8 protein-coding genes and 1 other annotated feature are annotated in these 13,632 nt (G+C 49.5%); of the genes, 5 read left to right on the forward strand and 3 right to left on the reverse strand.

The annotated features are described in order from the left end of the window. Nucleotides 1–84: 84 nt before the first annotated feature. Entirely contained in the window at nucleotides 85–1,371 is a 1,287-nt protein-coding gene (locus tag T488_RS0106465) for an MFS transporter (RefSeq protein WP_028520083.1), read from the reverse strand. A 315-nt stretch (nucleotides 1,372–1,686) separates the two neighbouring features. On the opposite strand from T488_RS0106465, the gene T488_RS0106470 reads away from it, so the two are divergent. After that, nucleotides 1,687–3,012 (forward strand): hypothetical protein, encoded by a 1,326-nt coding sequence (locus tag T488_RS0106470; RefSeq protein ID WP_028520084.1) that lies wholly within the window; start codon nucleotides 1,687–1,689, stop codon nucleotides 3,010–3,012. Between the two features lie 122 nt (nucleotides 3,013–3,134). Here the strand turns inward: T488_RS0106470 and T488_RS0106475 are convergent, their stop codons facing one another. Further along, nucleotides 3,135–3,866 carry a M48 family metallopeptidase gene (locus tag T488_RS0106475; protein ID WP_028520085.1) on the reverse strand — a complete coding sequence of 244 codons (732 nt, stop codon included), beginning with the start codon at nucleotides 3,864–3,866 and terminating at the stop codon, nucleotides 3,135–3,137. Between the two features lie 139 nt (nucleotides 3,867–4,005). Beyond that, nucleotides 4,006–4,249, forward strand: a binding site (T-box leader). 110 nt (nucleotides 4,250–4,359) lie between these two features. On the opposite strand from T488_RS0106475, the gene T488_RS0106480 reads away from it, so the two are divergent. Then, nucleotides 4,360–6,711: an AMP-binding protein gene (locus T488_RS0106480; protein WP_028520086.1), complete on the forward strand. Its 2,352-nt coding sequence runs from the start codon at nucleotides 4,360–4,362 to the stop codon at nucleotides 6,709–6,711. A 37-nt stretch (nucleotides 6,712–6,748) separates the two neighbouring features. Here T488_RS0106480 and T488_RS0106485 read toward each other — a convergent pair whose 3' ends face one another. Continuing rightward, complete coding sequence (locus tag T488_RS0106485) at nucleotides 6,749–7,210, reverse strand: NUDIX hydrolase (protein WP_028520087.1); 462 nt, start codon at nucleotides 7,208–7,210, stop codon at nucleotides 6,749–6,751. Between the two features lie 135 nt (nucleotides 7,211–7,345). On the opposite strand from T488_RS0106485, the gene T488_RS0106490 reads away from it, so the two are divergent. From T488_RS0106490 to T488_RS19980, 3 genes are all read left to right on the forward strand, one after another. After that, nucleotides 7,346–12,472 (forward strand): SpaA isopeptide-forming pilin-related protein, encoded by a 5,127-nt coding sequence (locus T488_RS0106490; RefSeq protein ID WP_028520088.1) that lies wholly within the window; start codon nucleotides 7,346–7,348, stop codon nucleotides 12,470–12,472. Nucleotides 12,473–12,482: 10 nt separating this feature from the next. Continuing rightward, nucleotides 12,483–13,082: a hypothetical protein gene (locus tag T488_RS0106495; protein WP_155267174.1), complete on the forward strand. Its 600-nt coding sequence runs from the start codon at nucleotides 12,483–12,485 to the stop codon at nucleotides 13,080–13,082. A gap of 320 nt (nucleotides 13,083–13,402) precedes the next feature. Beyond that, the coding region (locus T488_RS19980; protein ID WP_207640293.1) for a hypothetical protein at nucleotides 13,403–13,632 on the forward strand (230 nt) is incomplete at its 3' end.

Raw genomic sequence — 13,632 nt, forward strand, 5'->3', positions numbered from 1 at the left:
TAACTCTCAACTCTCAACTTTCAACTATCAACTTAGCGCCGCCGCTCGCTCAGCGGCAAATTATGATTTATACTTCGGGGGTTATCATACCTTTTTGTCCGTCATATCCTTCCGCAGGAGCAGGGTGAAGATAATGCACACCGCTGTCCCGGCTATGCCGAGTATGCCCAGAAGCAATGCTGCTCCCGAGCCCTTGCCCTCACCGAAAAGAACGGTGAGAAAGCTGCCTGCGGACTGCTTTGCCATGAAGGGCTCGGCTGCCCTGTCTATGAAGGCGCCGCCGAAAAGTCCGCCTATGGGGATAGTGAAGAATTGCAGGGTATTGCGGCAGGAATAGACCCTTTCCTGCATATCCGCGGGGATAGTGCTGCGGAAGATAACGTCAAGCTGCGTTCCCATGACCGGTATGAACAGCCAGCCGCAGACCGCTCCTATACACCATACTACAGGCGAATCCCACAGTGCAAGGAGAAAATTCTCGGTGCTCATTGAGAAAAACAGCGCCAGACATATGAGCCTTACACGGCTTTTCGGTGCAGGCAGTGCCGAGGCTATGATGCTCCCTGCCAGAGAGGCTATGCCTGCACAGGCATTTACCGCACCAAGTATGCTTTCACCGTTTGCTGACTTCGGTATAATAAGCGCAGGCAGGGCGGCGGTGTAGGCGGAGGCTATGAGGTTTATCCCCGCAAGGAAGAATATGAGCTTCATTATGAGGGGATTGTCCCGCAGCCAGCGAAGTCCCTCTCCTGCCGAGCGCAGAACCGACTGCTGTTTCTCCTCGGTCCTTTCGGGCTCGGGGATATGTATAAAGAACAGCAGTGTGGAAAAGGCTGCGCCGAAGGTCAGCAGGTCGGTGATGATGACCGTGCTTATGCCGCCGAAAGCGTAGAGTATCGTGGCGAATATGGGTGTGAGTATGGTGTTTGCAGACTGTGAGAACGACCGCAGTCCGCCTGTTTTCTGGTAGTGCTGCCTGGGGACCAGCTGTGTGGAGGCGACCTCCGCCGCAGGCTGCTGTACCGTGTTCATCAGTCCGTTTACAGCGTTGATGACATAGAGATGCCAGGGGCAGAGCTGTCCCGTCTTTATGAGCAGGAAGGCTGCTGCCGTAGTTATCGCCGCCAGCAGGTCACAGGTCAGCATGGTTCGCTTTTTGTTCCATTTGTCGCTGAGGGCGCCTGCAAATATGCTCATCAGTACATAGGGCGCGTATGAGCATATCCTCAGCAGAGCGGTGCTCAGTGCAGAGCCGCTCCCGCGGTAGAGCCACAGTACCAGCGCATAGCTCGTCATGCCGCTTCCCAGGGCGGAAAGTGACTGTGTGCTCCATAATAACAGATAGCTTTTTAATTCCTTTATAGTTTTCATTGGCTTTGCTCCTTTTTATTATTTGGTCAGGTAAGCAAAGCCCGAGGGTATCAGAATTTCTCCATGCAGTTCCCTCAAGCCTTGCATGGAGCTGAAACGATGCATAAACGCATTTCTGTGCCCTTCCTTTCGTTTTTATTTTTACATTTATTATATCACCTGAAGTGTGAATTGTCAATTAAGGGTGAAAAATCGCAAAAAACATGGATATATATAAGTCAAAAACTGTATATTTGTCAATTGACTGTTTGAATTATGTTTGTTATAATATAAATGTAATTTGAATTTTTATTCAAAAACAGGAGGTATATGAGAATGAAGAAGAATGATCTGAAGCTGATGGCTTGTCTTCCCATTGCCGCTATTCTGGTAGGCTGCGGAAGAACTACTATCGATCCCAACGAGTACGTTGAGGTGAAGTATGACGGCATGGACACCGTTGCCCGTGCTTATGTGGAGATCGACTATGAGAAGATGGTAACCGATAACCTCAAGGCTTTCGGTATCAAGAGCAAGAAGGACGATCACGCTATCGAAAGAGCTGCGGGCAAGCTTGAGAAGTATCTCAGCGGCGAGCTGGACAAGACAAGCGAACTCTCAAACGGCGACGAGATCGTTTTTGAGTGGAACGACGATGACGTTGATAAGCTGGAAAAGAAGTACAAGATCAAGCTCAAGATAAGCGATAAGAACATCACTGTAAAGGACCTTGAAGAGCCCAAGAAGTTCGATCCCTTCGATTACCTTGAGGTAAGCTACACAGGCGTTGGTCCCGACGGTCAGATCCAGCTGGATTACAGCGATCTCCCTGTTGACTACGTTTCATTCTATGCTGACCCCAGCTACGGTCTCAGCAACGGTGACAAGGTAAAGGTCACCTTCGGCTACAGCGAGGACAGCGCTAAGGAAGAGTGCTTCAGCCAGGGCTATCTCCCCGAGTCATTCGAGAAGGAGTACACCGTTGAGGGACTCCAGCAGTATGCTTCAAAGATCTCAGAAATAGACAAGAAGTCCTATGATAAGATGGACAAGTACGCTCAGGACCGCTTCATGGAAGACGTTGAGGATAACTGGGAGAAGAAGGAACTCAAGGATCTCGAGCTCCTCGGTGTAAACCTCTACATTCCCAAGGAAGAGAACTACAGCATGAAGAACGCTCTCTGCTATGTATACAAGGTAACTACCACACTCAAGGGTGAGGAGAAGAAGGAGGAAGAGCCCACAACAGAGGCTCCTACAACTACAGCAGAGGCTACTACCGAGGCTCCCACTACTACAGCTGAGGAGAAGAAGGAAGAGGGCACAACTACCGCTAAGGCTGACGAGAAGAAGGAAGACGCTACCGAGGCAACTGCCGAGAAGAAGGAAGATAAGAAGGAAGAGGCTAAGAAGGGCGAAAAGGTTTATTACTACTTCGCTTACTATCAGAACGTTCTTACTCCCGGAGACCCCGACAAGGAGTATGACGCTCAGAGCTACAACGAGCCCAGCTACAGCAACTTCTTCGGCGTATCAGGCGACGCTTTCTCTATCGACGACGTTCTCTATGTAGGATATGAGAACCTTGATGACCTCTACAAGGCTGTTGAGGACAAGTTCTACTACGAGTGCAAGAAGGAAACAAATATCAAGAAGAACTGATACGAGCATTACCCCCCCGTACAGATACTTATGTAAAAATTATGCCCCTGAGTGCTGCAAAACACTCAGGGGCATTTTCAGTTATGATTTTAGCCGTTAAATTCTGATTTGCGGCTGACGTCTCAGAGGACTACCAGCTTTTCAAGCTCTGTTTTTGCACTGCGCCATTGGGGACATACTCTGTCCAGCAGGGAATAGAAGTCCCGCGAGTGGTTCGGATAGATGAAATGACAGAACTCATGTGCCACTACATGGGCGATACAGTGCCGCGGAGCTTCAATGAGGTAACGGTTGAGCACTATCATGCCCTTGGTATAGTGGCAGCTCCCCCAGCGCGCCTTCATTACCCTTATCTTCAGCTGAGGGAAGGGGACTCCCATTGCCTTGAAAAACGGATATATCTCCCTCATCAGGTCGGTGAAGACCTCTCTGCACCTTCCGTCCAGCCATTTGGCGTAAAGCCGTTCTCCGCGGCTCAGGTCGGAGCTGTCCCTCAGTGAAATGATGAGACGGTCTCCCTCAAGTGTGACACTCTCCGCTGCGGACTGCACTATGCAAAGCTCCAGAGGACTGCCCAGATACATGACCGAAGCGCCCTGTGCAAATCTGCGCTCCTCTGCGGCTGACTCGGTGCGGCTGCGGAAGTGCTCCTGCGCCTGCTTTATATAACTGCATTTGGAGACGATGAAACTCTCTATCTCCCTTACGGGGACCCGGGCGGGCGCGGAAACATATACCGTTCCGTCCCTGCGGACACGGAGGTTTATGTTCTTCACCTTCTTGCGCTCAAGGGTGTATTCTATGCCGCCTATGGGCGTTTTTGCCGTTCTGACTGATGATGATACCTGTCTCATTTGTTCCTTCCTTTTCCGGGGCGTCTCATTGCTTGGTTATCTGTATTATATCACAGCCGCGGGAATTGTTCAATGAATTTTTGCGGAGAAAAATTCAAAAACCCCTTGACAAATCGGTTTTCTTGTGCTATAATCCAAGATATAAGCTGTGAGGAAGACACGCAGAGTATTGCCAATGTCTTGCAGAGAGCCGACGGAAGGTGTGAGTCGGTGATATGCAATGCTATGTATCCCTTCTGAGCCGAAGTGCTGAAAGTTTCAGTAAGCGCTTCCGTGATTCTGCGTCAATGAATAGGACTTGCTGGAGTCTGAAGTGGTGTTACGCAATAGCGGCACAATTTGAGTGGTACCGCGGGTAATCAGAATTGATACTCGTCTCAAAGTTTTATCTTTGAGACGAGTTTTTTGTTTTTACGCGGCAAATGTCGGCAGTATTTCACAGCGCCCGTTTCATTTTCCAGTACAAAAAATATTTTTTAAAGGAGAGATAATTATGAGCGACATGATGAATTTACAGAATGCAGAGACAAGGATCAAAGAGGTCGCAGAGCGTATCGCAAGCCTGCGTGAGGACTTAGGTATATCCGTCGAGGAAATGGCTGACATCACCGATTATTCCGTCGATGAGTACAAGAGACTGGAATCGGGCGAGCAGGACTTCAGCTTCACTTTTATATATAAATGCGCCAACGCTTTTCACGTTGAGATAACCGAGCTCATGGAGGGCAGCAGCCCCGAGCTCAGCGGCTATACCGTTACCAGAAAGGGCGAGGGTGTGCCCATCGTCCGCAGAAAGGGATTTATCTATAACCGCCTTGCCGCTAAATTCAAGAACAAGTCCGTGGAGCCCTTCCACGTTGTTATCCCTTATTCCGAGGAGGCTCTCTCTCAGCCCCTCCACATGGCAAGCCACGAGGGTCAGGAAATGGACATCGTTCTCAAGGGAACTGTCCGTATGACTGTTGGTTCCCACACAGAGATACTCCACGAGGGCGACTGTATCTACTACGACAGCTCAATGCCCCACGATGAGGTCGCTCTGGGCGGCGAAGACTGCGAGATATACGCTTTCGTTATGCCTCCCAAGGGCACTACCGGCATGACCGAGTACCGCGAGCAGGTGGCTGAGCACCACCTCACAAACGTTGACAAGGCAGGTCTGCTTCACCCTGTTGCAGAGAAGTTCGTGAACTGCGAGACCAACGATGAGGGAGTTCTCAGCGCTGTTCACTTTGAAAATCAGGATAAGTTCAACTTCGCTTACGATATTGTTGACGCTATGGCTGAGAAATGTCCCGACAAGACCGCTATGATCTATGTGGACGTCAATAAGAACGAGCGCACATTCACCTTCAAGGACATCAAGAAGTATTCCTGCCAGACCGCCAATTACTTCAGGTCTCTCGGCATAAAGAAGGGCGACAGAGTTATGCTGGTGCTGAAGCGTCATTACCAGTTCTGGTTCTCTATCATCGCTCTCCACCGCATAGGCGCTCTTGTTATCCCTGCTTCAAATATGCTCAGGAAGCACGATTTCGAGTACCGTTTCAACTCCGCTGAGGTTTCGGCTATCGTCTGCACCGCTGACGGCGATGTGGCAAATGAGGTCGACCTTGCCTGTGCTGTTTCTCCCACGCTGAAAACCAAGATACTGGTAAACGGTCAGCGTGATGGCTGGCATGACTTCAACGCAGAGCTCTCCGCTTACAGCACTCACTTCGAGCGTACAGAGGACACTCCCTGCGGTACAGACCCCATGCTCATCTTCTTCAGCTCGGGTACTTCGGGCAACCCAAAGCTTGTGCTCCACAGCTATCAGTACCCACTGGGTCACTACGTTACCGCCCGCTACTGGCAGAATGCAGACCCCAACGGTCTCCATTTCACTATTTCCGATACAGGCTGGGGCAAGGCTCTCTGGGGCAAGCTCTACGGTCAGTGGATGAACGAGTCTGCTGTATTCGTCTATGACTTCGACCGCTTCCACGCAGATGATATACTTCCCATGTTCAGAAAGTACAATATCACTTCATTCTGCGCTCCTCCTACTATGTACCGCTTCTTCATCAAGGAGGATCTTTCAAAATATGATCTCTCATCACTGAAATATGCCTGCATTGCAGGTGAAGCACTCAATCCCGAGGTGTTCCACCAGTTCTATAAGGCTACCGGAATCAAGCTCATGGAGGGCTTCGGTCAGACCGAGACCACACTCTCTATCGCCAACGTTGTTGGTATGGAGCCCAAGCCCGGAAGCATGGGTAAGCCCAATCCCCAGTATGACGTTCAGGTGCTTCTCCCCGACGGCACTCCCGCAGGCGTGGGCGAGACAGGTGAGATCTGCATAAAGCTCAAGGATATGAACGCTCCCGGCTACGGCGTTCCCGGACTGGCTCTGTGCTACTACGGTGACGAGGAAAACACTGCCGAGACCTGGCGCGACGGCTTCTACCACACAGGCGATACCGCCTGGGTGGACGAGGACGGCTATTTCTGGTACGTCGGCAGAGTTGACGACGTTATCAAGTCATCGGGCTACCGTATCGGCCCCTTCGAGATCGAGAGCGTTCTCATGGAGCTGCCCTATGTGCTGGAGTGCGCAGTTACAGGCGTTCCCGACGAGATAAGAGGTCAGGTGGTTAAGGCTACCATCGTCCTCACCAAGGATAAGACTCCCTCCGAGGAGCTGGTCAAGGAGATCAAGGAATACGTCAAGAACGGTACCGCTCCTTATAAGTACCCCCGTGTGGTAGAGTTCGTTGATGAGCTTCCCAAGACTGTGGGAAGCGGCAAGATCCGCCGTGCAGCTATCCGCGAGATGGATAAGGCTAAGTATCAGAAGTAATATATAAGCCCTCACAGCGATGTGAGGGCTTTCTGTTTTATCTGCTCTTTATGTACTTCCTGACCTTTTCAAATATCCACGATTTTACTTTCAGGGGAGGTATCTCCGGAAGAGCATCTATGGGGAAAAATCGCTGTTCATAGGCTTCTTCCTCCTGCACCTTCATCTCGCCTGCAAAGTCGCGGCACAGGTATAATATTACCGCCAGATATACCCTGTCGCCGTTGGGATACTCGTAAAAAGTGTCCTCTCCCGATATATCCATGAAGTACTCCAGCTCTCCGCAGGTAAGTCCCGTTTCTTCAAGCACCTCCCTGCGGGCACATTCCTCAAAGCTCTCGCCAAGCTCCATTGAGCCTGCGGGATAGTCCCAGTAGCCGTTGTCGGTGCGCCTGCCGAGGAGTATCTCGTTTTTTTCGTTGAGAAGTATGACGCCTGCACCTGCCATGATAAGTGGTCTGCTGCCGGTCATTCTGCGAAGTTCAAGTATATAGCCCATTGCTGCTGCTCCTTTGTGTGATTTTTATTTATTATATCAGAAGTTTCACGGCAAGTCAACAAACAGTCCCGGGGCACCGGAGAATCGGACGTTCCGGAGCCGGCTCGTGACGCTCTGCATGAAGCAGTCGTTACCGTGGACGATGACGGACTTTTTACGGCGGAAATTGCCGCCGATGGTATAAAGGTATCTGCCTCATTCACCGAAGAGGCAAAGATACCTGCGGGAGCTGTGCTCTCAATGAAGGAGATAATTCCCGAGACACAGCAGTATGAGGAGTATTTTGAGAAGTCGGGCAATACTCTCAACGAAAGCCTCAGCGTGAACAGCGAGAACTATGTGGAACTGAAACACGCACGTTTCTTCGATATAGGCTTCACCTCCGACGGAGAGGAGATAGAGCCGCAGGCGGCTGTCTCTGTGGAGTTTACCTATGACAGACCCGACCTGGATTATGAGTCGCTGGCTATTTCCTCAGATGTTATCCACTTTGAGGAGGATCAGGCTGTCCTCATGGAGGCGGAGAGCAGACAGGATATTCCGGCAGATACCTTGGATGACAGTACCGATGACAAAAACGGCGCCGTCTCTGATATGCTGAGATTTGAGACAGAGTCTTTCTCGGCTTACGGTATCATATTCTATAATGTTGCCGGAAATAATATCGGAGACCTTATGGACGGTCAGGATCGTGTCATCGCATGGTTTGACGGAAATGAAAGCACTACGGGGAAAGCGGATAAGATAGCTGTTCTGATGAATAGTTATTTTGCCGGCAGGAACGACAGACTGGGTCTGTCATTAAAAACCTTTTATGACGAGAACTATCAGACAGATAATTCTTTTCTTTATGAAGGAGAAAATGCCGATCTGTATACACAATATTTCTTTTCCGATGATGATGTGCCCATGTGGCATTTTTCATATCAGACCGGGGGATATTATTATATCACCACTGAGGTTGACGGTGCGACAAAATATCTGACGATCACCAATTCCGCAGTTAAGCTCCTTGATTCTCCGGATCAATTCTCTCGTATATATATCGACAATAACGGTGCAGTCGGTACGAACCGCGAAAACAAGCTGCGTTTCAGGAATTCCGATAATTATGCGATCAATCGTTACAATGGAAATTACAACAACGGTTTCGGATCCTACAAAGGCAATCAGGATCCCAACGAATGGTTCATTCTCGGCGCTCTGTCCGAGGATACGGAGATAAAGACGAACGTGCTCACAGCGGAAAAGGTGAGCGTTTCCGATACCGAAAAGCTCCATGACGGCGTGAATGTTATTATATATGCAAAGAAATATGAAAACGGAGAATATGTAAACTATGCCATAAACGGTGACGGAGACCTGGTCAAGGTATGGGAAAGCGGCGATGTGGTGCAGTGGAGAAAGACCGGTCCGGCAACTTCGAGTCTTTTCTGGCAGTTTATCCAGTACGGCGATACAGAATACTATGAGTTCTATAATCCCGAGACAGGAATGTATCTTGCTCCGCAGAACGGACAGATCTTATCCAACAGCCCTATCGGCGTCACACTGACAGGAAGAGAAAACGGCGATTACAGGTCGTCTATCGAAGCCTGGGACGATAACGTCTGGAGCTGGTATGCGTATAAGTACTCCGACAGGGGCACCCTGATCCCTGTAGCCGATACACAGGCATTGGCGATGTGCTTTGCGGTCGAAAGATCAGATGATAAGTTCCAGCCTATTGAGACTGTTGACAGCAAGGCAGAAGGCATTACCATAAAAATGTATGACTATGATGCGAATTTACAGAAAAACATCATGGGTAATTTCAGCTATACAGCAGGCGCCGGAGCAACAAGCCTTGTCAGAAATGTTCTTGATCCGGAAGGCTATCCTGCCCTGAAAAACGGCACCTCACTTGAACCGCTCTTTACACCTAATAATACATATCCCGAGCGTGAAGCAAATCACCTGTTTATTAAAAGTACATATGACGAAACAGGATATTTTGAATACAGCTGTTTCGAGAATTCCGCCTTTCTGATGAAAGAGGACGGAACAGGTGCAGTTGAGTCAAAAGAAGGCTATCCCGGTGTCTATGACTTTACGGTCTATCAGGAGCTGGCAACCCCTGCCAATAAGACCACGGCTTATTACAGGCGCGGTAATTTCCTTCCCTTCGATAAGGCGGACTCAGCCGACGCGCACGCATTGAACCAGTATGATGACAAGGCAGCGGCATTGCCTGCGGAAGATCCCAGAAAGGATGAAGATATCTATATTCAGAGTTCACCGGATTTCTACTATGGTATGTCCATCGACGCCACATTCATGATCCCCGAGAAGGGCTGTGACGCCAATGGCAACCCGCTTGTATTCGAGTTTTCGGGTGATGATGATTTCTGGCTGTTTATTGATGATGTGCTTGTGCTCGACATTGGCGGTGTCCATGATTCACTGTCGGGTTCGGTAAATTTCAGCACAGGCGAAGTATCTACATACGACGGTTCTAACAAAAATACCTACACTGTGACTTCACTCAAGGAATGCTTCAGAAATGCAGGCGTATTCCCTGACGGATCCCCCTGGGACGACAGCCTTGTGGAAAAATACTTCAAGGACGACGGCAGCTTCCAGAGCGGTGAGGGCGTGTTCAAGGACTACAGCTCACACACTATGAAGATATTCTACATGGAGCGAGGAGCAGGCGCTTCAAACCTGAAGCTGCGCTTCAACCTTGCTACTGTTGACGAAAAGAGCGTTTTCCTGGAAAAGAAGCTGACAGGTACTCAGACCACCGACTATTCCAACACAAAGTACGCTTACCAGCTTTACTACAAGCCCGAGGGAAGCGATGACTTCATTCTCTATGAGAACCCTGACGCCGATGATAAGAAGGCACACTATGAGGGTCAGAACAGCCTTGTGGAGTATTCTGAGTCAGCCGAGATAAACGGTATCGTCTATGATAACGTTTTCTTCCTCCGCGCAGGCGAAAAGGCTGAGTTCACCATGCCCAGCAAGGAGACTGAGTATTATTTCGCCGAGCTTAGCGTGTTCAATCAGGAATACGAATATGTAAATATCAACAGCGACAGAGCCTATACCAGCGATTACGCTGTTACAAGAGTAAAGAAATACCCCGATGTAAGGTCTGCAACAGACACAGTTTCCAACCGCAAGAGAGTAGTCTATGAAAACCACATCGACCAGAATTACCTCAAAAAGCTCATAATCACCAAGAATGTCGTAGATAAGGACGGAAATCACGTCGAAAACGATAATACGGGATTTGAGTTCCAGGTGGGCTTCCTCAATGAAGAAGGGGAGACCGTTCCCTATCAGAAGAGGGAATACTACGTTATGGACGATGACGGCAACTATTACGTCTATCTGAACGGCAGACTGTCAAAGAGCGGCAGGGAAAAGGTGGTTTGCAGCGTATCGGGCAACAACGGCTCTATCGCAGGAATACCCGACGGCTTCTCGGTAGTCATCGAGGGCCTCCTTCCCAGAACTGCCTTCCATGTGGAGGAGCTGGAGGAGAAAATCCCCCTGGGATATGAGTGGAGGAGCTACGAAAGAGTTACCGGCAGCGAGGGCGCTACCTATAACCTTTTAGACAGCGGTGTCTACAATATCGGTGAGATACGTGAGAACACCAACGCTCACATGATAGTTACCAACCAGAAGGGCTTCGGCATCACTGTCAACAAGCATTGGTCCGACGCCGAGTATACCAATTCACACGCTTCGGTGTATATCGCTCTGTTCCACAAGGAAGAGGGCGGAGAGCTCAGATTTGTGGAGAACACATTAAGAGAGCTCATATCACCCAATACCACTATCTATTACTTCAACGACGAGCAGGAGGCCAGCGAGTATGCGGCTATGGAGGTGATCCCCGGCTCCATACAGCCTGCCGACTGGAACGGCGATACTGCGGCAGTGACCGACTGCCAGCCCTATACGGCAAATTCAGTGACCAGACTCAGCGCCGAGACCTTCAGCGGAGAGGCTTACGACTTCGATTACAAAGTAGGCTATGTTCAGGGCGAGGTCGGAGGTACAGGTCATAATATAAGAACGGATACCATTACCAATTCCCGTGACTTCCTGAAGATAATCAAGCAGGATCCGGACGGTGCTCCTCTCATCGGTGCTGAATTCACCATCACTGATGTGACTTCGGGCATTACCCTTGAGGCCCCCGTTATCTCCGACGAGAACGGACTTGTAACAAATGCCTATCTTACCGCGGGTCACAGCTACAGGCTGGACGAGATCAAAGCTCCCAACGGCTTCAAGACTCTGGACGGACCTGTCATGATCTATGTGAACGGGAACGAACAGCTGGATATTCAGTATTACGCGGAGGACGCAGATAATATCATCGTCGCCCTTTCCGAGGACAGAAAGAGCGGAACCCTTACTGTCAGGGACGAGCCGAAGGGCATTCTTCTCAGAAAAACAGACGAAAAAGGCGAGCCTCTCAAGGACGCTGAATTCGCACTGTACAGCTTCGACAGGGCGCAGAACAGGAAATCCCCGCTGGACGAATACCAGAATGTCATTTCCGATGAAAACGGCTTCTTCTTCAGTGATACGCTTCCCGGCGGCTATTATCTCGCGGAGGAGACAAAGGCTCCCAAAGGATATTCACTGCCCGATGTGGAGACGGTATTCCACATAAGGCCGGAGGATAATACTGTGGACCAGGTCTATACCGTAAGGTATAACGGCAGTACGAAAAAATACGTTACCGTCGAAGACGTTTTCAGCAGTAGACTCTATGTAAGCGGCAACATCATAAGGATCGATTTTCCCAATGAAAAGGAGTATGGGCAGATAAAGATAAGGAAGACTATCGACGGCATGGACCCCACAAAGAGCGCTCCTGCTTTTATGTTCAGAGTGACTCAGACCAAGGACGAGAACGGCAATACTGTCAGAAACGGTCCTCAGTACACCCGTGCTATCTCTTACAGCAGAACAGATGAGGAGTTTACCAGGGAAGTGGTGCTGAGCGGTCTGCCTCTGGGCTCATATATCGTGGAGGAGCTGTCTGTGCTGAATTATACGGCAGCTGATGTGAACGTCGAAGGCGATGAGCATCCTGTCATAAGCAGCAATTTCAATGTTACCGTTACCCTTGACTCAGATGATATGGTCACGGTGGCTTTCACCAATCATCTGGAGGAGGATCCCCCTGTAAATAATACAGCATTCGCTGATAACAGGATAAGCTATGCCGACTCTCAGAGCGGTGGAAACTGAGGTGGCAGCTATGAAGATCAGATTAAAGAAAAAAGATCTGCTGCTGATAGTGTCAGCACTGTTCCTCACTGTCACAGCATATACCCTGGCGTACTTCACGGGCTCCGATCAGGTGACCAACAGGTTCAACGGAAGCTATCGTCCCAAGCCGGACCCGAGGGTGGATATAAATGTTACAGAGCACTTTGAGCCGCCTTCGGAAAAAAGCGATGATCCCTTCCTCAAGGAGGTCAGGATCGGCAATCTGGGCAATGTGGACAGCTATATAAGAGTCAGACTGGAATTCTCATCCTCAGAGGTGAGAGATATTTCTCAGCTGTCGGCTGATGACGATAAGGACAATGAAAGCGCATACGTAAATGCGTCGGAATTTCCCTTTTCGGAGCTGCCCGAGGGCTGGACGTACAGGACGGCAGACGGCTTCTATTACTACACAGAGGCTGTGGCTCCAGGAGATAGTACAGCTGCTCTCATAAAATGGGTAAAGACCGTATTCCCCGATGAGGGATATGAGGACACGGACGAATTCGACATCTATGTGTATTCAGAGGCTGTTCCCGCGGAAACCGCCAGCGGTTCGCGGATGACCTATGAAGAAGCATGGAGATAATCCCGTCAGAAAAGATATGATAACAGCAGCGCGGCTCCTTGCGGGCGGCGCTGCTTTATTTGTTGCAGCAGGGCATTCTCTTGTCTTTTTTCCCTGATTATAGTATAATGATTAAGTCGGAGCAGTGCGGTTTTATATGTATATGCCGCGAAACCAGACAATGTTTTTTCTTTGACCCACCCCTTTATTTATTTACTTTCTTTACACTGATCTTACTATCAGACCAGTGATCCGGCAAATTCCAGACACAAAAAATCCCCCTGAACCATAAGGGCGACACTCGTACAGAAGTTTTACGGGTGATATTGAGGGAAACCCTTTTGAAAAAGGGTTCTCCCTCAAACTCCCTTCCTAAAACTTTTAGCATTAAATTTAGCCCCAGAAGGGCGCTCCTGGTAATATTACCGATTATCACATTTATATGGAACGCCCTTCTGGGGCTAAATTCAGTTATAAAGTCTTTGGAAAAGGGGTTCGGGGAAAGAACCTTTCCTCAGAAAGGTTTGTCCCCGATAATTACCTATAAACTTCTATATAAGCACCGCCCTTA

Source organism: Ruminococcus flavefaciens ND2009, from assembly GCF_000621785.1.
GTDB classification, from domain to species: domain Bacteria; phylum Bacillota; class Clostridia; order Oscillospirales; family Ruminococcaceae; genus Ruminococcus; species Ruminococcus flavefaciens_C.